16 protein-coding genes are annotated in these 19315 nt (G+C 62.9%); 11 read left to right on the forward strand and 5 right to left on the reverse strand.

Going from position 1 to position 19315, the window contains the following annotated elements:
• Positions 1 to 231 precede the first annotated feature (231 nt).
• From NKH57_RS30680 to NKH57_RS30695, 4 genes are all read left to right on the forward strand, one after another.
• Entirely contained in the window at positions 232 to 1728 is a 1497-nt protein-coding gene (locus NKH57_RS30680) for an FAD-linked oxidase C-terminal domain-containing protein (RefSeq protein ID WP_352949894.1), read from the forward strand.
• A 223-nt stretch (positions 1729 to 1951) separates the two neighbouring features.
• Entirely contained in the window at positions 1952 to 3157 is a 1206-nt protein-coding gene (gene glcE / locus NKH57_RS30685; RefSeq protein WP_352949896.1) for a glycolate oxidase subunit GlcE, read from the forward strand.
• A 12-nt stretch (positions 3158 to 3169) separates the two neighbouring features.
• Positions 3170 to 4468, forward strand: a complete 1299-nt coding sequence (glcF, locus tag NKH57_RS30690) for a glycolate oxidase subunit GlcF (protein WP_352949898.1) — start codon at positions 3170 to 3172, stop codon at positions 4466 to 4468.
• A gap of 31 nt (positions 4469 to 4499) precedes the next feature.
• The gene (locus NKH57_RS30695) at positions 4500 to 5504 is read left to right on the forward strand and encodes a hypothetical protein (protein ID WP_352608968.1); all 1005 of its coding nucleotides are present in this window, start codon (positions 4500 to 4502) and stop codon (positions 5502 to 5504) included.
• Positions 5505 to 5513: 9 nt separating this feature from the next.
• Here the strand turns inward: NKH57_RS30695 and NKH57_RS30700 are convergent, their stop codons facing one another.
• The gene (locus tag NKH57_RS30700) at positions 5514 to 6434 is read right to left on the reverse strand and encodes a bifunctional 5,10-methylenetetrahydrofolate dehydrogenase/5,10-methenyltetrahydrofolate cyclohydrolase (RefSeq protein ID WP_352949900.1); all 921 of its coding nucleotides are present in this window, start codon (positions 6432 to 6434) and stop codon (positions 5514 to 5516) included.
• 273 nt (positions 6435 to 6707) lie between these two features.
• Positions 6708 to 7451 carry a L,D-transpeptidase gene (locus NKH57_RS30705; protein ID WP_352949902.1) on the reverse strand — a complete coding sequence of 248 codons (744 nt, stop codon included), beginning with the start codon at positions 7449 to 7451 and terminating at the stop codon, positions 6708 to 6710.
• Between the two features lie 214 nt (positions 7452 to 7665).
• On the opposite strand from NKH57_RS30705, the gene NKH57_RS30710 reads away from it, so the two are divergent.
• From NKH57_RS30710 to NKH57_RS30735, 6 genes are all read left to right on the forward strand, one after another.
• The gene (locus NKH57_RS30710; protein ID WP_352949904.1) at positions 7666 to 8304 is read left to right on the forward strand and encodes a DNA-3-methyladenine glycosylase I; all 639 of its coding nucleotides are present in this window, start codon (positions 7666 to 7668) and stop codon (positions 8302 to 8304) included.
• A gap of 513 nt (positions 8305 to 8817) precedes the next feature.
• Positions 8818 to 10323, forward strand: a complete 1506-nt coding sequence (gene hisS, locus NKH57_RS30715) for a histidine--tRNA ligase (protein WP_352949906.1) — start codon at positions 8818 to 8820, stop codon at positions 10321 to 10323.
• Between the two features lie 178 nt (positions 10324 to 10501).
• Entirely contained in the window at positions 10502 to 11623 is a 1122-nt protein-coding gene (locus NKH57_RS30720; protein ID WP_352949908.1) for an ATP phosphoribosyltransferase regulatory subunit, read from the forward strand.
• Entirely contained in the window at positions 11620 to 12318 is a 699-nt protein-coding gene (gene hisG / locus NKH57_RS30725) for an ATP phosphoribosyltransferase (RefSeq protein ID WP_352949910.1), read from the forward strand. The genes NKH57_RS30720 and hisG overlap by 4 nt, the downstream gene beginning before the upstream one ends.
• Before the next feature lie 328 nt (positions 12319 to 12646).
• Positions 12647 to 14419 carry an AMP-binding protein gene (locus NKH57_RS30730; RefSeq protein ID WP_352949912.1) on the forward strand — a complete coding sequence of 591 codons (1773 nt, stop codon included), beginning with the start codon at positions 12647 to 12649 and terminating at the stop codon, positions 14417 to 14419.
• 190 nt (positions 14420 to 14609) lie between these two features.
• Positions 14610 to 15566, forward strand: a complete 957-nt coding sequence (locus tag NKH57_RS30735) for a calcium:cation antiporter (protein WP_352949914.1) — start codon at positions 14610 to 14612, stop codon at positions 15564 to 15566.
• 99 nt (positions 15567 to 15665) lie between these two features.
• Here NKH57_RS30735 and NKH57_RS30740 read toward each other — a convergent pair whose 3' ends face one another.
• Positions 15666 to 16574, reverse strand: a complete 909-nt coding sequence (locus tag NKH57_RS30740; RefSeq protein WP_352949916.1) for a LysR substrate-binding domain-containing protein — start codon at positions 16572 to 16574, stop codon at positions 15666 to 15668.
• A gap of 101 nt (positions 16575 to 16675) precedes the next feature.
• Here NKH57_RS30740 and NKH57_RS30745 point away from each other — a divergent pair, with 101 nt between their 5' ends.
• Complete coding sequence (locus NKH57_RS30745; RefSeq protein ID WP_352949918.1) at positions 16676 to 17200, forward strand: DUF8737 domain-containing protein; 525 nt, start codon at positions 16676 to 16678, stop codon at positions 17198 to 17200.
• A gap of 85 nt (positions 17201 to 17285) precedes the next feature.
• On the opposite strand, the gene NKH57_RS30750 is transcribed toward NKH57_RS30745, so the two are convergent.
• Positions 17286 to 18065, reverse strand: a complete 780-nt coding sequence (locus NKH57_RS30750) for an ATP-binding cassette domain-containing protein (protein WP_031259482.1) — start codon at positions 18063 to 18065, stop codon at positions 17286 to 17288.
• Positions 18065 to 19162 (reverse strand): ABC transporter permease, encoded by a 1098-nt coding sequence (locus NKH57_RS30755; RefSeq protein WP_023756810.1) that lies wholly within the window; start codon positions 19160 to 19162, stop codon positions 18065 to 18067. The genes NKH57_RS30750 and NKH57_RS30755 overlap by 1 nt, the downstream gene beginning before the upstream one ends.
• Positions 19163 to 19315 lie beyond the last annotated feature (153 nt).

Raw genomic sequence — 19315 nt, forward strand, 5'->3', positions numbered from 1 at the left:
ATCCCGCTCAGCCACAAACGACTCAAGGCACGATGGGCCGATCAAAACCTGCTTAGCCTCTTTACTCATATGCGATAGCCCTGCCACAAGGGGGAGGGCAAGACAGCGGCAGATTGCCGCTGCGGAAGCTTGTCCTGGCCGTTGAGTGGTGGTCTCGACCACCACAGCATTTGCAACCAACGCGCTTCATTGGTAAAAGATTTTGACCAGTCAAGCGAAACGAGGCTGTCGATGTCCGGCCTGGCCATGCCGAAACCAGACGACGCCACGATGCGCCGGCGCGACGAGATCGTCGCCGACATGCGCATTATCGTCCCGGGCGAGGGCGTCGTCGACGCCGCAAATTCCATGCGTGCTTTCGAGAGCGATGGCCTGACGGCCTATCGGCAACTGCCATTGGTTGTCGTTTTGCCGCAAACGGTGGCGCAGGTTTCCCGCGTGCTGAAATATTGCAACGACCGCAATATCCGCGTCGTGCCGCGCGGCTCCGGCACCTCGCTGTCGGGCGGCGCGCTGCCGCTGGAAGACGCGGTGCTGCTGGTCATGAGCCGTTTCAACCGCATCCTTGCGATCGATTTTCCCAATCGTGTCGTCATCGCCCAGCCGGGCGTCACCAATCTCGGCATCACCACCGCCGTCGAGCAGGAGGGCTTTTATTACGCCCCCGATCCATCCTCCCAGATCGCCTGCTCGATCGGCGGCAACGTCGCCGAAAATTCCGGCGGTGTGCACTGCCTGAAATATGGCCTCACCGCCAACAATGTGCTCGGCATCGAGATGGTGCTGATGAATGGCGAGGTGGTGCGGCTGGGCGGCAGTCACCTCGATGCGGAAGGCTACGACCTGCTTGGCATCATGACCGGCTCGGAAGGGCTTCTCGGGGTCGTCACCGAGGTCACCGTGCGCATCCTCAAGAAACCGGAGACGGCGCGCGCTTTGCTGATTGGTTTCCCGACCAGCGAGCAGGGCGGCCAGTGCGTCGCCGACATCATCGGCGCCGGCATCATTCCGGGCGGCATGGAGTTGATGGACCGGCCAGCGATCCACGCGGCAGAGGATTTCGTCCATGCCGGCTACCCTCTCGATGTCGAGGCGCTGCTGATCGTCGAGCTCGACGGACCGGGCGTCGAGGTCGACCATCTGATCGGTCTCGTCGAGGCCATCGCCTACAAGAACGGCTCGACCACCTGCCGCATCTCGCAATCCGAGCAGGAGCGGCTGAGTTTCTGGGCCGGCCGCAAGGCGGCTTTCCCGGCGGTCGGCCGCATCTCGCCCGATTATTACTGCATGGATGGCACCATCCCGCGTAAGGAACTGCCGCGCGTGCTCGCCGGCATGCGCGAACTGTCGGAGAAATACGGCCTCGGCGTCGCCAATGTGTTTCATGCCGGCGACGGCAATCTGCACCCGCTGATCCTCTACGATGCCAACGTGCCGGGTGAGCTCGACAAGGCGGAAAGCTTCGGTGCCGACATATTGCGGCTCTGCGTCAAGGTCGGCGGCGTCTTGACCGGCGAACACGGGGTGGGCGTGGAAAAACGCGACCTGATGCCGGAAATGTTCACCCGGGTCGACCTCGACCAGCAGATGCGCGTCAAATGCGCCTTCGATCCCAACCATCTGCTCAACCCCGGCAAGGTCTTCCCGCAGCTCCGCCGCTGCGCCGAACTCGGCCGCATGCATATCTCCGGCGGCAAGCTGCCGTTCCCGGACATTCCGAGGTTTTGACTGGGATGTCAGCGCTTGAACACCCCCCTCTGTCCTGCCGGACATCTCCCCCTCAAGGGGGGAGATCGGCAGCTTCGACATCTCGCCCTACCGCCTCGGTTGGGGATTGGCGAAAGCAAAACCGTCAGCAAATCTCCCCCCTTGAGGGGGAGATGTCCGGCAGGACAGAGGGGGGTGCCAAGGATCGCAGCATCTCGGTACTCACGACTGGCGCGTTCTCCTCATGACCACCTTCACGCCAACCACTTCAGCCGAAGTCCTGTCCACCGTCGCCTGGGCCGTGGCGGAAGAGGCGCCGCTCGAAATCCTTGGCCATGGGTCCAAGCGCGGCATCGGTCGTCCGCTGCAAACCGAACACACGCTCGACCTGTCGAGGCTCACCGGCGTCACGCTTTACGAACCGGCTGAATTGGTGCTGTCGGCCAAGGCAGGCACGCCGCTGGCCGACATCGAGAAGTTGCTGGCGGAAAACGGCCAGCAGCTTGCCTTCGAGCCGATGGACTACGGCCCGCTGCTCGGGGGCGAGGCTGGCAAAGGAACGATCGGCGGCGTGCTCGCCGCGAACCTCTCCGGCCCGCGCCGGCTGAAAGCGGGCGCGGCGCGCGATCATATTCTGGGCATCAATGTGGTGTCCGGCCGTGGCGAGGCCTTCAAGTCGGGCGGCCGCGTCGTCAAGAACGTCACCGGCTATGACATGTCGAAACTGATGGCCAACAGCTGGGGCACGCTGGCCGTATTCACCGACGTGACCTTCAAGGTGCTGCCGGCTGCCGAGACCGAAGTCACGCTCGCAATCCGAGGTTTGCTCGAAGATGCCGCCGCCGCTTCCATGGCCCTGGCGCTCGGTTCGAGTGCTGAAGTGTCGAGTGCCGCCCATCTGCCGGAGCGGATCGCCGCACGCGTCGCCGAGGGTGCGCTTGGCAATGAGGCCGCCACGCTGCTGCGTGTCGAGGGCTTTGGTCCGTCGGTCGCCTACCGCGTCGCCGCGCTGAAAACGCTGCTCGGCAATGCCGGGCCGCTGGAGGAGATTTCCGGAGAAATTTCACGGCTGATCTGGCGCGACGTGCGCGATTGCAGGCCCTTCGCCGACAGCAGCGAGAAACCGGTGTGGCGCGTGTCGATGACGCCGGGAGCGGGCCACCAGATGGTGCTGGCCTTGCGCATGCAGGCCGCCGTCAGCGCCTTCTATGACTGGCAGGGCGGCCTGGTGTGGCTGCGCATGGAACAGGGCGATCCGGAAGCCTCACTGCTGCGCGGGCTGTTGCGGAAACACGGCGGCGGCCATGCGACGCTGGTGCGCGCGGCACCTTCCCATCGCGCCGCCTTGCCCGTGTTCGAGCCGCAACCGCCGGCCCTGGCAGCACTCAGCCATCGGCTGAAGCAGGAATTCGATCCGAAGAACCTCCTCAATCCCGGCCGCATGGCCTAGGACCTACGCGCGATGCAGACCAATTTCTCCCTTGCCCAGCTTGCCGATCCGCACGTCGCGGAATCCGAGAAGATCCTGCGCAAATGCGTGCATTGTGGCTTCTGCACCGCGACCTGCCCGACCTATGTGACGCTCGGCAACGAGCTCGATTCACCGCGCGGGCGTATCTACCTGATCAAGGATATGCTGGAAAACGGCCGCCCCGCCGACAAGGAGATCGTCACCCATATCGACCGCTGCCTGTCGTGCCTCGCCTGCATGACGACTTGCCCGTCGGGGGTCAACTACATGCATTTGGTCGACCATGCCCGCGCCCATATTCAAGAAACCTACAAGCGGCCGCTGCTCGACCGTCTGACCCGCGCCATGCTGGCCTTCGTGCTGCCCTATCCCAAGCGTTTTCGCGCTGCGCTCAAGCTGGCGAAGCTGGGTAAGCCGTTCATTGGCCTCTTCGGAAAGATCCCGGCACTAAGGCCGCTCGGCGCGATGCTCAAGCTTGCGCCGGCCTCGATCCCGGCGGCCTCGCCGATGGCCTCACCAGGCATCCATGCCGGGCAGGGGGCGAAAAAGGGTCGCGTCGCCATCCTCACCGGCTGCGCGCAATCGGTGCTCGATCCCGCCATCAACGACACCACGATTTCGCTGCTGACGCGGCTCGGCGTCGAGGTCGTGGTGCCGCCGGGCGAGGGCTGCTGCGGCGCGCTGGTGCATCATATGGGGCGGGAGAAAGCCGCCCTGGCCTCGGCCAGACAAAATGTCGACGCCTGGACGCGCGCCATCGACCAAGGTGGGCTCGACGCCATCGTCATCACCGCGTCCGGCTGCGGCACCACGATCAAGGACTATGGCTTCATGCTGCGGCTGGATCCAGCCTATGCCGACAAAGCCGCGCGCGTCTCGGCACTGGCCAAGGACATCACCGAATATCTCTCGGACCTCGACCTGCCCGAACCCGTGCGCAAGCCGGGCACCGTCGTCGCCTATCACTCGGCCTGTTCGATGCAGCACGGCCAGAAGATCACCCGCCAGCCGAAGGAACTGCTCGCCAGGGCCGGCTTCATCGCGCGCGAGCCCCGCGAAGGCCATTTGTGCTGCGGCTCAGCCGGCACCTACAACATCCTGCAGTCCGAGATTTCGGCCAAGCTGCGCGACCGCAAGGTGAAGAACATCGAGGCGACGGATGCCTCGATCGTCGCCACCGGCAATATCGGCTGCATCACCCAGATCGCCTCCGCCGCGAAGCTGCCGGTCGTGCACACGATCAAGCTGCTCGACTGGGCCTATGGCGGCAAACCGCCAACGCTGAGTTGACCGCAAAGAATTCATCCAAGACGATGCGGTGATGGCAGACTCAGACACAGCAGATATCGAGACAATCGTTCGGCTTTTGTCAGATCGGTCACACTCGACATTTCAGGCTCACTATGCCGAATGCGAGGCCATTATCGCTCGACATCTGCAAGATGGGTCGGAGTTTTTGCTTCAGCTCGTCAGGGCAGCCGTTGAAGCCAATATCCACAAGATCACTCTGATCGAAGATGCAGTTTCGTTTCTCGACGAGACGCGGTTGGGCAAGCTGGCGTTCTTCTTGCAGGACCACGCAAGGCGCGGAACTGATCTCGAAGACCTCTTGTCTCAAACCATCCTGCAGGCACCCGAGTTGTTCCCGGACAGCACCGTTGCCAGCAATCCCGATTTTGCCGACTGGCTGACGCACGATGATCCCCATTCTCCGCCTGCATGCCATCACTTCATCTTTGAAGGGGGCGCCCCGACCGACATGCCTTTTCCGACACATCGCAACCATCCCACCTGGCACTTGCCAGCGGCAGAACAGTCATTTTCTGTTGGTGGCGAAGGGACGGCTACTTGTCCCACTTGCCGAAACAGGCTGGTGCATCTCGTTACCATGGACGACTTGGGAGGCAAAGGAGGGCCACTTCCTCGGCTCCGGATTGAAACCTGTGTGAATTCTCTTGAGTTAACCTACTATTCCCACGACGCCGCTGGCGTGCCGACACCGATAGCGCCGTTCCATTCCGCCTATGATTTCACGTCTGAGCCGGCCACGCGGGAGAGCATTGTCCGCTTGGCATCCACGCCGCCTCGCTGGCTCAGGCAGTCTTATGGGGTGAGCAATTCGAGGCAGAATCTCTTCCGGCTTGGTGGGCTGCCGTCATGGGTTCAAGGACCACAGTTTCCGCTGGTTCCTGGAACGGATCGGGAAATGAAATTCCTTCTCCAGTTCGATTCATTGGCCGGCTTCTTCTGGGGCAGCGGTGGCATGCTTTACGTCTTCTGGGATGAGGAATCCCGGATCACATGCCATGTGCCGCAATACACGTGACGAAAGCAGCTACTCCGCCGCGAGCCTGTCGACCGTGCCGTAGGTCGCCTCGTAGAGCGCGCGCTGGCGGCTGAGCGCCACCATTGTGTTGCGCAGCAGGATGGCGACCGTGATCGGGCCGACGCCGCCCGGTACCGGCGTGATCCACGAGGCGACCTCGCGCACGCTGTCGGTGTCGACATCGCCGACGATGCGGCTGGAGCCGTCAGGGCCGATCTCGGAATTGATGCCAATGTCGATCACGGCAGCACCCGGCTTGACCATGTCGGCCTTGATCAGCCGCGGCTTGCCGACGGCGACGAACAGCGCGTCGGCGCGCCGCGCATGGGCGGCGACCGATCGCGTCATGTGGTGGCAGACCGTTACCGTTGCGCCCTCGCTCATTAACAGGAAGGCGATCGGCTTGCCGACGATTTCCGAATGGCCGACGATCACGACTTCCAGCCCCTTGAGGTCGAGGCCGGTCTCCTTCAGCAGCTCGACCGAGGCGGCCGCCGTGCACGGGGCGAGGTCGAGCTGGTTGTAGACGATGTTGCCGATCGAAGCCGGATGCATGCCTTCGACATCTTTCAGCGGATGCACCGCCGCCTGCAGCGTCCTGATCGGGATATGGGCAGGGACCGGCCGCTGAATGATGATGCCGGTGACGCGCGGATCGGCATTCAGGCCGTGGATCGCCGCTTCCAGCTCTCCGGCGGTGATGGTGGCGGGAAAGCGCCTTTCCTCGAAATCGATGCCGGCCAATTCTGCCTTGGCGCGCTGGTTGCGCACATAGACATCCACCGCCGCGGTGTCGCCGACGGTGATCGAGATCAGCTTGGGCGCAAAACCTTCGGCTTTGGCAATCGCCGCGTCCTCGCGGACAGTTGCGATGATGCGCTGGGCAACCGGGCCGCCCTTGAGATAACGGCTATCTTCGGACAGGGGCATGGGTGAACTCTTTTGCTCTGAGTGTTGCCGCCGACATAGCAAAAGAACATCGGCAAGGGCAGCACGAAAGCGAACCGTCATGCCTCTTGCGCGACGTACCGACGAAAGCGTTTTTTGTTATGGATCAGACGCCGATCAAAACGGAAAGGGCAGCGCGGTTTCCCGTGCTGCCCTTCCTGACTGGCCGCATCCCCATACGACCCGTCCCCCGTTGTCCCTAAACTAGCCTGCAAAAGCAGATTGCATTGCAGGCCAAGTGATTCGCAAGACCTATCATATCACCTCGACGGTGGTTCCGACATTGACCCGTTCATAGAGGTCGACCACGTCCTCGTTGCGCATGCGAATGCAACCCGACGACACCGCGCCGCCGATCGTCCACGGCTGGTTGGTGCCGTGGATACGGTATTCGGTCGTGCCGAGATAGAGCGCGCGGGCGCCGAGCGGGTTCTCCATGCCGCCAGCCAGATAGGTCGGCAGATAGCGGCCCTTGGCGGCTTCGCGCTTGATCATCTGCGCCGGCGGACGCCAGTCCGGCCATTCGCGCTTGTTGGTGATCTTGTGCGTGCCCGACCATTCGAAGCCCGGCTTGCCGGTGCCGACCCCATAGCGCCGCGCCTTGCCGTCCTTCTCGACCAGGAAAAGGAAATTCTGCGTGGTGTCGATGACGATCGTGCCGGGCTTCTGCGGGCCGTCATAGTCGACCTCCTGCGGCAGGAAGATCGGGTTGATCTGCGGGCGCATGGCCACACGTTTCGCGGGTGGCTGCAGCGCTGCCGTCTGCACCCGGTCGGGCTGTTGCGCAGCGCGCAGCCGCGGCTGCTGCTGCTGCACGATCTGGCGGTTCTGTCGCACGATGCCGGGCGCATTGCCAAGCTGCAGTACCCAGGGGGCGGAAAGGTCGGGGCTCACCATCACCGGAGGCCTGTCGGCATAGCGGTCACCGGCAGTTGAGGGCGCGACGCCGACGGCAAACACAGCCATGGCGCCGAGCATGGGAAACAGAATTGTCTTCATCGGAACGCACCTTGATCGTCTGATACAAACGGGTGGAAACGTCCTCCCGGTTCGGCGATCATTGGCGCGCAAGCAGCAACCGAATCATGAATCGGAATGCGTAAAATGCGCAAGTGTCAGTAAACCTTTTGGTGTGGTTACCGCCGGGTTCAGGAATCTGGTAAAGCCGCAGTAAATGCAGCGCAAAAGCATATTAACGAACGGATTTTTGCCTATGAACAAGGAAAACACCGGCCTGCTCGCCGGTCCCGACGGTGTCGCGCGCTGCTTCTGGCACGGCAATCTGCCTGATTACCTGCACTACCACGACCATGAGTGGGGACGGCCGGTCGCCGATGACCGCAGGCTGTTCGAAAAGATCTGCCTCGAGGGTTTTCAGTCGGGCCTGTCGTGGCTGACCATCCTGCGCAAGCGGGAGAATTTTCGCGAAGCCTTCGCCAATTTCGAATTCGACAAGGTCGCCGCCTTCACCGACAAGGATGTCGAGCGCCTGCTCGGCAATGCCGGCATCATCCGCCATCGCGGCAAGATCGTCTCGACCATCAACAACGCCAAGCGCGCCCGCGAGATGGCCGACGAGTTCGGCTCGCTGGCCGCATGGTTCTGGAAATTCGAACCCGGCAAGGATGAGCGGCCCGTGGTTGTCGATCTCGCCCATCTGCGCGCCAACCCGACCACGGCCGTCTCTGTCCGGATTTCGAAGGAGTTGAAGAAGCGCGGCTGGAGCTTTGTCGGCCCGACCACCGTCTACGCCTTCATGCAGGCGATGGGTCTGGTCAACGACCACCTCGAGGGCTGTGTCTGCCGCAAAGAGGTCGAGAAGGAGCGGAAGGCCTTTAAACGGCCGAAATAGGCACAGGTGCCGTTGGCGCTGGCCAGCACCAGGCCGGCGACGATCGCCACCACCGTGGCCACTGTTGGATAGATCACCAGCAGCCCGGTCATCAACGCGTCGCGCATGGACGGGCTGTTGCCGGCGTCGGCGGCTACTTCGAACGGCCCGGCAGCCTGGCTGACCATTTTCGGAGCGTGGCTGTCGGCCGGACGCAGGCGTGCGGGCAATTCGCCTGCATCGCTGCCGATGGTATGAAATCTTGCTGTGCTGGTCATCGCCGCGAACCCCTCATTTCGGCGCGTTTATCGACCGCGATTGTGTCGGCACGATGCCGCGCCCATGGTGGGATTGTTTCATTCTCGGTGCGTTTCTGTTTCAGGGGCGGCTGAAACGAAGGCGGGCGCTCGCACCCATCTCTCTGAGAGAGTGCAGATGGGTGCGCCTCGGCGGCCTTGCCGCACAAAGCCGGTTCGGCTAGGACACGCGCACTTGAAACAAGTCCGCATTTACCCAACAAAAAAGATCCAGCTCATGGCCGATAAATCGGAAAAGACGAAAGCGCGACTGCCGCGCGGTTTTGCCGACCGCAGCGCAGAGGACATCCGCGCCGTCGAGAAGATGATGGCGACGATCCGCTCGGTCTATGAGCTTTATGGCTTCGAACCGGCCGACCAGCCGCTGATCGAATACACCGATGCGCTTGGAAAATTCCTGCCCGACCAGGACCGGCCCAACGAAGGCGTGTTCTCCTTCCAGGATGACGACGACCAATGGCTGTCGCTGCGCTATGACCTGACCGCGCCGACGGCGCGCTTTGTCGCCGAGAACTATGAGCGCCTGCCGAAACCCTATCGCAGCTATCGCTCCGGCTGGGTGTTCCGCAACGAGAAGCCGGGCCCTGGCCGCTTCCGCCAGTTCATGCAGTTCGACGCCGACACGATCGGCACGCCGGGCGTGGCCGCCGACGCCGAGATGGCGATGATGATGGCAGACGTGATGGAAGCGCTCGGCATCAAGCGCGGCGACTACGTCATCCGCGTCAACAACCGCAAGGTTCTGGATGGCGTTCTGGAAGCGATCGGCCTTGGCGGCGACGAGAATGCCGGCCGCCGGCTGACGGTGCTGCGCGCGATCGACAAGCTGGACAAGCTTGGGCCGGAAGGGGTGAGGCTTCTGCTTGGGCCGGGTCGCTGGGATGGCGGCAAGGAAGGCGAAGGCGACTTCGCCAAGGGCGCCGGGTTGAACAGCGGGCAAGCCGAGGCAGTCCTTCTCGCGACGGCGAGGAATACACAGGCCGGCAAGGATGCCATGGTCAGTTCGAACGCAGTCTACCAGGAAGGTGTGGGCGAACTCGCGACGATTGAAGCCTTGGTCAGGGCGGCCGGATATGGCGAGGACCGTATTGCCATGGACCGTTCCGTCGTGCGCGGCCTCGAATATTACACCGGCCCCGTCTTCGAGGCCGAGTTGCTGGCGGAAATCCCCAATGAGGACGGCCAGATCGTGCGCTTCGGCTCGGTCGGTGGCGGCGGCCGTTATGATGGCCTGGTCTCGCGCTTTCGCGGCGAGCCGGTGCCGGCGACCGGTTTTTCCATTGGCGTCTCCAGGCTGATGACCGCGCTGAAGAACCTCGGCAAGCTCGACACCTCGGACGTGATCGCGCCGGTCGTGGTGCTGGTGATGGACAAGGATATCGACAGTCTCGGCCGTTACCAGAAGATGGTGTCGGAGCTGCGTGCCGCCGGCATCCGCTCGGAAATGTATCTCGGCGGCGCCGGCATGAAGGCGCAGCTGAAATATGCCGACCGCCGCGGCTGCCCCGTCGCAATCATCCAGGGCGGCGACGAGCGCGCCAAGGGCGAGCTGCAGATCAAGGACCTGATCGAAGGCGCGCGCATGTCGGCCGAGATCACAGACAACGCCGAATGGCGCGCCGCCCGCCCGGCGCAGGTGACGGTGGCGGAGGGCGAACTGGTCGCCGAGGTGAAGAAGATTTTGGCGGCGCAGGCTGCCGATCGCGCGAAAGGTGGCGCTTGAACACCCCCCTCTGGCCTGCCGGCCATCTCCCCCGCAAGGGGGGAGATCGGATGTCACGTGGGCTTTCGCCAATCTCCAGCGTTGGAGGAGAGGCGCTGAGCCTCAAGCTGCCAATCTCCCCCCTTGCGGGGGAGATGGCCGGCAGGCCAGAGGGGGGTGCCTCGCGCCCATCGGATCGATGACCTCCCGCTACCCCGCCATATCAGCCGACATCACCAACCTCTTCGCCACGCGCAACACGCACGCCGTCGAGGTCGCCATATTGCAGCCGGCCGATCCATTCCTCGACATGGCCGGCGAGGATCTGCGCCGCCGTATCTTTCTGACCGAAAGCGAGACGGGGCAGACATTGTGCCTGCGGCCTGAATTCACCATTCCGGTCTGTCTCGACCACATAAATTCGCAGGCCGGGACGCCGCGTCGCTATTCCTATCTCGGCGAGGTCTTTCGCCAGCGTCGCGAGGGCGGCAACGAGTTCTTCCAGGCCGGTATCGAGGACCTCGGCGACCGCGACACCGCTGAAGCCGATGCCCGCTCGCTGGCCGACGCGCATGCGCTGCTTTCCTTGGTGCTGCCCGGCCAGGCGCTGGCGATCACGCTCGGCGACCAGACCATTTTCGAGGCGGTGCTGGCTTCCCTTGGCCTGCCGCGCGGCTGGCGTATGCGTCTTGCCCGCGCCTTCGGCTCGGCGCCGATGCTTGAGGCGGCACTCGCCGATCTCGCCAATCCGCCGCGCAACGGTCAGCTCTCCGGGCCGGTCGCCGCCCTCGTTCTCGACGGTGATCTGGACGGACTTTCCGCCCACATCGCCGACGGCATGGAAGAGGCGGGGCTGTCGGCGTCCGCCGGACGCCCGCCATCCGACATTGCACGGCGGCTGATCGAGAAAGCCGAACTGCGCAGCGTGCGGCTGTCGAACGAGGCCTTCGCGGCGCTGAAGGGTTTTCTGGCGATCGACGTGCCGCTCGACGGCGCGGCCGAGGCGCTGGCCTCCTTCGCCAGCGCTGCCGGGCTTTCGCTCGATACCGCGCTGGAGAAGTTCGCCGCCCGCGCCAAGGCGATCGAGGCGCATGGCCTGCCGGCCGGAAACATCCGTTACGATGCCGCCTTCGGCCGTCCGCTCGATTACTACACCGGCCTGGTTTTCGAAATCGCGGCTGACAATGGCGACCGGCCCTTGGCCGGTGGCGGCCGCTACGACCGGCTGCTGACTTTGCTTGGCGCGAAGACGCCGATCCCCGGCGTCGGCTTTTCCGTCTGGCTCGACCGCATCGAGGCGTTGCGGGAGACGGCGCCATGATCACGCTTGCGATCCCGTCTAAAGGCCGCCTGAAAGAGCAGGCGCTGGAAATACTGGCCAAAGCCGGACTTGCCGTCAGCCTGCCCGGCGACGAACGCAAGTACCACGCCCGCGTCGAGGGCCTGGACAATGTCGAAGTGGTGTTCCTGTCGGCTTCCGAGATATCAGGCGAGATCGGCCAGGGCACGGTCGATCTCGGCATCACCGGCGAAGATCTGCTGCGTGAGAACCTCGCTGACTGGGAGACCCGCGCCGAGATCGTCGCCCGTCTCGGCTTTGGCAGTGCCGATGTCGTGGTTGCCGTGCCGGACATATGGCTCGACGTCGACACCATGGCCGACCTTGACGATGTCGCCGCCGATTTCCGCCAGCGCCACGGCAGGCGATTGCGCATCGCCACCAAATACTGGCGGCTGACCCAGCAATTCTTCTCGCAGAAGCATGGCATCCAGGTCTATCGCATCGTCGAGAGCCTCGGCGCTACGGAAGGCGCGCCGGCCGCTGGGCTGGCCGATGTCATCGTCGACATCACCACCACTGGCTCGACGCTGCGCGCCAACCATCTCAAGGTGCTGGGCGACGGCCTCGTGCTGCGATCGCAGGCCTGTCTCGTGGCCTCGAAGAAGCCACGGGCGGCGGCGGATGAAGCGATCCTGCGCGACGTTGCCGTGAAGATGGCGGCCGCGGTCGGATAGCGGCGACCCTCCCCGCCCTCCACTATACTCGGGGCTTCGAATCCAGCCTAACAAAAACCCTGACGGCGGCCGGTCCGGCGATGTAGATGCCTTTGTGCCGGCAGCGTTTCATTGACTTGTGAGGGCAGTTATGCTACTAATTTGCTTATGGTGCTGATTTGCGCCAGTGACCCGCCGCCCAGGCGGGTTTTTGCGTTTTGATGCTTCGTCAGCAAGCGCGAGTCTCCGAAGCATCGTTGACCGGATCGTTGCCTCGACACGACTTTCGGCGGGATTTTCACCACGCCCTCGGGCTGATAGGTTTGGCCGGCCCCGGGAGGAGAGAGCGATGCCAGTCAATCTCGACGAGCTGAAGAGCGCCACCAGTTTGCGCGGACGCGGAGCGCGCAATGGCGGTGTTTTCGTAGCACCTGTCGACGGCAAGGCGCATGTCTCGGGGGAGCGCAACGTGCCGCTGCTCGACATGACGATCCCGGCGCTGTTTTCCGACACGGTCAGCAAATACGGCACGCTCGATGCGGCCGTTTTCGTCGATCAGGACAAGCGCTTCACCTGGAGCGAACTGTCGGACACGGTCGACGCGCTGGCCGCCGGCTTCCTGGCGCTGGGGTTGGTAAAGGGCGATCGCGTCGGCATCTGGTCGCCCAACCGCTGGGAATGGCTGGTGACGCAGTTCGCCACTGCCCGCATCGGCCTGATCCTGGTCAACATCAACCCGGCCTACCGGCTGACCGAGCTCGACTACGCGCTGAACAAGGTCGGCTGCAAGGCGCTGGTCACCGCTGCCAAGTTCAAGACCTCCGACTATCTCGGCATGATCGAGACACTGGCGCCGGAGATCGCGAAGGCCACGCCTGGCAAGCTCAAGGCGCAAAAGCTGCCGGCGCTGAAGATCGTCATCCGCATGGGCGACGAGAACTCACCCGGCATGTTCAATTTCGGTGATGTGCTGGCCATGGCCGGGCGCGACGAGCATGACAGCCTCGGCCGCATCTCGGAGGGGCTGAGACCGGGCGAGGCCATCAACATCCAGTTCACCTCGGGCACGACAGGGGCGCCCAAGGGCGCGACGCTGACCCACAGCAACATCGTCAACAACGGCAATTTCGTCACTTCGGCGATCAAGCTCACGGTCGACGACCGGCTCTGCATCCCGGTGCCGCTCTATCACTGTTTCGGCATGTCGATGGGCACGATGGGCTGCGTCTCGAAGGGCGCGACCATGGTTTTCCCGGGCGAGGGGTTCGACCCCGGCGCCACGCTGAAGGCGGTGGCTCGGGAACGCTGCACCGGGCTCTATGGCGTGCCGACCATGTTCGTCGCACTCCTCGACCATCCGGACTTCCCGTCCTTCGATCTCTCCAGCTTGCGCACCGGCATCATGGCCGGCTCGCCATGCCCGATCGAGGTGATGAAGAAGGTGGTGTCGCTGATGCATATGGAGGAGGTGACCATCGCCTATGGCATGACCGAGACCAGCCCGGTCTCGTTCCAGAGCGGCGTCGACGATCCGCTGGAAAAGCGCGTCTCGACGGTCGGGCGCGTCCATCCCCATGTCGAGGTCAAGGCGGTCGATCCCGATGGTGCCACCGTCGCCGTCGGCGCGCCGGGCGAGCTTTGCACACGTGGGTATTCCGTGATGAAGGGTTACTGGGAAGACGACGAGAAGACCCGCGAGGCGATCGACAGCGACGGCTGGATGCACACTGGCGACCTCGCTACCATCGACGCCGAGGGCTATTGCAACATCGTCGGCCGGGTCAAGGACATGGTCATCCGCGGCGGCGAGAACGTCTACCCGCGCGAGGTCGAGGAATTCCTCTACCGCCATCCCAAGGTCAAGGAAGTGCAGGTGTTCGGCATTCCCGACGCCAAATATGGCGAGGAGCTGTGCGCCTGGATCGTGCTCAAGCCCGGCCAGATCGTCACCGAACAGGAAATCAAAAACTTCTGCGCCGGCCAGATCGCCCACTACAAGATCCCCCGCTACATCCGCTTCCGCTCCGAATTGCCGATGACGGTGACCGGCAAGCCGCAGAAATTCCTGATGCGCAATGCGATGATCGAGGAACTGGGATTGGTGACGCAGAAGACGGCGTGAGTATAGGCTTTCCGCAAGGTTCGCAGAAACGCACAGGGCCTGAATGAGTGGTTTCGCGCGATCGGTGACTTCTTATGCGATGCCGTTGGCCGCCTTGGTAATGGCTGTCGCAGTCAGAGCCAGCGGGCTGTCGGTAGACGAAGGATCGCCGAGCGTCAGGATCCTCGTCGGAGCGCTTTCGAGTGCGATCATGTTTATCACCATTTTCGTGGTGCTCGACCACGCCGAAGCGGTAGCTCGGCGTGTAGGGGAGCCTTACGGTACGTTGGTGCTGACTTTTGCCGTGACGGCAATCGAGGTGTCGATCATCGTTTCCATGATGCTGCATGGAGAGAACAACCCTACGCTTGCACGCGAGTCCGTCTTCTCGACTGTGATGATTACATCTACCGGCGTTGTCGGCACGTGTCTCACGCTTGGCGGCTGGCGCCATCGCAAGCAGGCAATCGTTCGACAAGGGACCAGCGCATATCTGGCGGTTCTGGCCGCGCTGACCGTCATGACGCTTATTCTGCCGACCTACACACGAACTACCGATCCTGGCACATTTTCAGCAGCTCAACTTGGTTTCGTGAGCATGCTTTCGGTGCTGCTTTATGCAAGTTTTGTGTTCGCGCAGACTGTCCGGCACCGAGACGACTTTGTCGAAGGGCAGGCGCACGGCGTTTCGCTGCGGACTGCCCCTCACGAAAGCATCTCTGCCAGCACTCTGCTCCTGTTAATCGGGCTGATTGGCATTGTCATGCTCGCCGAGCAAGTCGCCGCAAGTGTTGAAAATACGCTCGTTACCTATCAGGTGACACAGGCTGACAGTATTGTGGGGGCATTGATCGCGGGGCTGGTTTTGATGCCAGAGGCCATTTCGGCGGTTCGCGCTTCCCTCAACAATGAGCTGCAACGCGGTTTGAATGTCGCGATGGGTTCGGCTTGCGCTACAATTGGTTTGACGATACCGGCGGTCGCAGCCGCCAGCCTGCTGACGGGAAGAGGGTTAACCCTGGGGCTTCCAGCGACTGACACAGTGCTTTTGATTTTAGCGCTCTTCATATGTAGCATAAGCTTTAGCAATGAAAGAACGACATACCTGACCGGCATGATCCATCTTGTAGTATTTTTTACTTACGTATTTTTGATATTTGTACCGTGAAAGCTTTTGTTCGACCGGGAAATTACTGCACCAATGACGTGGCCGCTATTGGTGACACAGAAGACGACGTGAGGGGCAGGTGCGACACCCCTCATAGCCTCACGCCTCGTATTTGAGGTGATCGATGAAGGCGCGCAGCTTCGGCAGGATCTGGCGTTTGCCGGGATGATAGAGGAAAACGCCCGGCGTCGTGGCGGCGACGCCGTCCAGCACCGATCTGAGTTTTCCCTGTTCTATGGGGCCTGCGGCGACGGGACGAGGCGTCTGGGCCAGCCCGATGCCCTGTATCGCCGCACCGAGCAACGTCGGATAGTCGTGCGCGATCAGCGGACCTGACACCATCGCCTCGATTGCCTCGTTGCCGTCGACGAACGACCAGGGCGCAACGGCGCCGTTCGAGCGACGCAATCGCAGGCAGGCGTGGTGGCGCAAGTCGTCCACACGCTCGGGGCGGCCGTGGCGTTCGAGATAGTCCGGGCTGCCGACGACGACGAACGGGAACGATGGCGTCAGCCGCACGGCGACCATGTCGGGCGCGATGAACTGGCCGAGGCGGATGCCGGCATCGAACCCGCCGGTCGCGAGATCGACCATCTCGTCGCTCGCGGCGATCTCCAGTTCAATCTCGGGATAGGTCCGGCAGAAGGACGCGATCATCGGCTCCAGGATCAGCGGCACGACGGCGCGGGGTACGGAGAGGCGCAGCAGCCCGGTCGGCCGTTGGCCAAGGTCGCGTACAGCCTCGCCTGCCGCGACGAGTTCCTCGAAGGCAGGGCCCGCACGGTCGAGGAACCGCTGACCGGCCTCGGTCAAACCGACGCTTCGGGTCGTGCGGACGAACAGCGCCGCACCCATGCGGGCTTCCAGCGTGCGCACCGCCTGGCTCACGGCGGATGGCGTCACGCCGAGATCGGCTGCGGCACGGCGGAAATTGCGGCGCCTGGCGACGGCCAGGAAAGCTTCAACGCCCTCCAGCGCACTGTGTCGGACTGTGTAGTTCTGCTTCATGGGTTATGATGATTACACCGGCTAGTCGAACTATGAAAGCTGGCCTAGAGGTAATCGACTGGCTGGGAGGCTGCGTGACCCAGCTGCTGACAGGAGGCCAAATGTCCACGGAAATGCTCTTCCAAATCCATCTCGTTCTCGGCTATGTCGCGTGGCTGCTTTGCTTCGGCGCATACGGGTTGCCGTGGCTGAGCTCAATGGACCGGGTCGCGGCGCAGCGCGCCATCGCCACGCTGCACAGCTTCCGCTTCTTCGGCCTCGTGTTCATCCTGCCGGGCGTCGTAAGCCCCGATCTGCCGGCCGGTTTCGCCGTGTTCGCCGCCTATGGCGATTTCGCGACAGGGGTGCTGGCGATGCTGGCGCTGCTCACGGTGAGGCTACCGCAGCTCTTCTGGCCGCTCGTCGTCGCCTTCAACCTGGTCGGAATGACCGACCTCGTCGTCGATTATTACCACGCGATACAGGTCGGCCTCCCTGCACATGCGGAGCAGCTGGGCGCCACCTACGCGATCCCGATCATCTATGTACCGCTGCTGATGATCACGCACATCGCCGCATTCTATTTTCTGGCGCGCCCTCACCAAAACGCGACTCGAGCCATTGCAGAAGATGCGAATGCTTCCTAACCGTGGCGAACGCCGTGCCTTTCAGCTGTGATGCCGGATGTATCGCGCCTGTCAGGCAAGTCGGGCGCGCGTCAAGTCGGGCTGCTTATGGCCGATTGGTCAGCTCCTGCTCCAGATCGACCAGTTCCTTGCCGCCCGCCATCAGATTGAGCAACTGGTCGCGATCAATCTCGCTTTTTGTGTAAGTGCCAGTGCTTTTGCCGCGCTTCAACAAGGTGAAGCGATCGCCAACCACATAGGCGTGATGAACGTTGTGGGAAATGAAGATGACGCCGATGCCGCGCGCCTTGGACTGCACCACAAGCTTCAGAACCACGGATGCCTGATGGACTCCCAGCGCCGATGTCGGCTCGTCCAGGATCAGAACCTTGGCACCGAAATAGACGGCGCGGGCGATGGCCAGGCACTGACGCTCGCCGCCTGAAAGCGTGCCCACGGGTTGTTCGGGATCGCGCAGCTGGATCCCCATCGCCGACATCTCGTCATACGCCGTGCGGTTCGCGAACTCGCTGTCAAACTGCCGGATCGGTCCGAACTTGCGCATCGGCTCGCGCCCGAGAAAGAAGTTTCGCGCCACGCTCATCAGCGGCACCAGAGCGAGGTCCTGGTAGACGGTGGCAATGCCGCTGTTGCGTGTATCGGCCGGTGAGGCAAACCTTGCGGGCTTGCCCTGCACGCGGATCTCACCTTCGTCAGGTGTATAGACGCCGGACAGCGTCTTGATCAGCGTCGACTTGCCGGCGCCATTGTCGCCAAGCAGACAATGCACCTCGCCAAGACATACATCGAAAGATACGTCCTTCAGCGCAACGACTGAGCCAAAATACTTGCTGACCGATTTCAGTTCGACATAGGGCTCGGCCATCACCGGCTCCTCATGGCGCGGTTGCGCACGTAGCTGTTGAACAGCACCGCGATGACCATCATGGCACCCATGAACAGCTTGAACCAGTCTGTGTCGATGCCGGTGTAGAAGATGCCCATTTGCACCACGCCGAAGATCAACGCCCCGAACATGGCGCCTACGGCCGATCCGTAGCCGCCGGTAAGCAGCGTGCCGCCGATGACGACGGCAATGATGGCCTCGAATTCCTTTTGGGTTCCGCGTAGCGTGTCGGCCGAGCCCGTGACCAGAACCTGGATCGCCGCAAAGAGCGCGGCCGCCATCGCCGTCATGACGAACAGGGTGATCTTGGTGCGTGCAACCGGCACGCCGAGGTTGCGCGCGGCATTGGCTTCACCTCCCGCGGCGAAGATCCAGTTGCCGAAGCGGCTGCGGGTCAGCAACCAGGTACAGGCCAAGGTCAAGACGATCCACCAGACGATGGACACCGGAATGCCGGAGATCGACGGCAGGCCGTCCGCGCGTTTGCCGATCAGGCCGATGTCCGAAAGCCAGGCGATGGGGCCGGAAAGTACCTGTCCCGAGAACAGGCTGTTGAGGGGATCGTTCAGGGCCAGTTCGTGCACGCCTGAAACCTGCGTTCGCCCGGATATGCCGCGCGTGAGGCCGAGCGTCAGGCCGCGCAGCATGAACAGGCTTCCGAGCGTCACGATGAAGGAGGGCAATCCGGTTCTGACCACGGCGAGCCCGTTGAGCGCGCCGATGCAGCCGCAAACAGCAAAGCAGAACAGCAGGGAAAGCCAGATCGGCCAGCCCCAGAACACCGAAGGGATGGCGATCAGGATGCCGGCAAACCCGATCATCGAGCCGACCGACAGGTCGAACTCGCCCGCGATCATCAAAAGAGCCACGGGAGCGGCGAGAATGCCAAGCTGGGCCGAGACTTCGAGGAAATTGATGATGCCCTTGGCGCTGAAAAGCCCGGTATTTCCTGCTGTAATGGCGAAGAACACAAAAACCAGAACGGTTCCGGCCGCCGCGCCAAGTTCCGGCCTGCTCAGAAGGCGGCTCAGGCGGGAGACGGAGCGGACCCGCTCGTCGCGAAGCTCTGCGGTCATGGATGCGCTACCTTCGTCGATGAAGGCGGCCCGGCGGTATCCCCGCCCCAACCCGTCAACGGCAGCCCCCTTTTGGCAATTACCGGGTCGTTTAAAACAAACCCAACCCCCGAGGCCCGCGCCATGGGCGGAAGGCGGTCTGAGGATGATAAA

This window comes from Mesorhizobium sp. M1050 (assembly GCF_040318715.1).
In the GTDB taxonomy this organism is placed as follows: domain Bacteria; phylum Pseudomonadota; class Alphaproteobacteria; order Rhizobiales; family Rhizobiaceae; genus Mesorhizobium.

Excerpts from the sequence above, each read along its gene's own strand:
- NKH57_RS30755 (WP_023756810.1), bottom strand. The coding sequence starts at position 19,162 with ATGACCGCAGAGCTTCGCGACGAGCGGGTCCGCTCCGTCTCCCGCCTG.
- NKH57_RS30730 (WP_352949912.1), top strand. The coding sequence starts at position 12,647 with ATGCCAGTCAATCTCGACGAGCTGAAGAGCGCCACCAGTTTGCGCGGA.
- glcE (WP_352949896.1), top strand. The coding sequence starts at position 1,952 with ATGACCACCTTCACGCCAACCACTTCAGCCGAAGTCCTGTCCACCGTC.
- NKH57_RS30695 (WP_352608968.1), top strand. The coding sequence starts at position 4,500 with ATGGCAGACTCAGACACAGCAGATATCGAGACAATCGTTCGGCTTTTG.
- NKH57_RS30710 (WP_352949904.1), top strand. The coding sequence starts at position 7,666 with ATGAACAAGGAAAACACCGGCCTGCTCGCCGGTCCCGACGGTGTCGCG.
- NKH57_RS30705 (WP_352949902.1), bottom strand. The coding sequence starts at position 7,451 with ATGAAGACAATTCTGTTTCCCATGCTCGGCGCCATGGCTGTGTTTGCC.
- NKH57_RS30740 (WP_352949916.1), bottom strand. The coding sequence starts at position 16,574 with ATGAAGCAGAACTACACAGTCCGACACAGTGCGCTGGAGGGCGTTGAA.
- NKH57_RS30700 (WP_352949900.1), bottom strand. The coding sequence starts at position 6,434 with ATGCCCCTGTCCGAAGATAGCCGTTATCTCAAGGGCGGCCCGGTTGCC.
- hisS (WP_352949906.1), top strand. The coding sequence starts at position 8,818 with ATGGCCGATAAATCGGAAAAGACGAAAGCGCGACTGCCGCGCGGTTTT.
- NKH57_RS30745 (WP_352949918.1), top strand. The coding sequence starts at position 16,676 with ATGTCCACGGAAATGCTCTTCCAAATCCATCTCGTTCTCGGCTATGTC.
- NKH57_RS30720 (WP_352949908.1), top strand. The coding sequence starts at position 10,502 with ATGACCTCCCGCTACCCCGCCATATCAGCCGACATCACCAACCTCTTC.
- glcF (WP_352949898.1), top strand. The coding sequence starts at position 3,170 with ATGCAGACCAATTTCTCCCTTGCCCAGCTTGCCGATCCGCACGTCGCG.
- hisG (WP_352949910.1), top strand. The coding sequence starts at position 11,620 with ATGATCACGCTTGCGATCCCGTCTAAAGGCCGCCTGAAAGAGCAGGCG.
- NKH57_RS30735 (WP_352949914.1), top strand. The coding sequence starts at position 14,610 with ATGTTTATCACCATTTTCGTGGTGCTCGACCACGCCGAAGCGGTAGCT.
- NKH57_RS30750 (WP_031259482.1), bottom strand. The coding sequence starts at position 18,065 with ATGGCCGAGCCCTATGTCGAACTGAAATCGGTCAGCAAGTATTTTGGC.
- NKH57_RS30680 (WP_352949894.1), top strand. The coding sequence starts at position 232 with ATGTCCGGCCTGGCCATGCCGAAACCAGACGACGCCACGATGCGCCGG.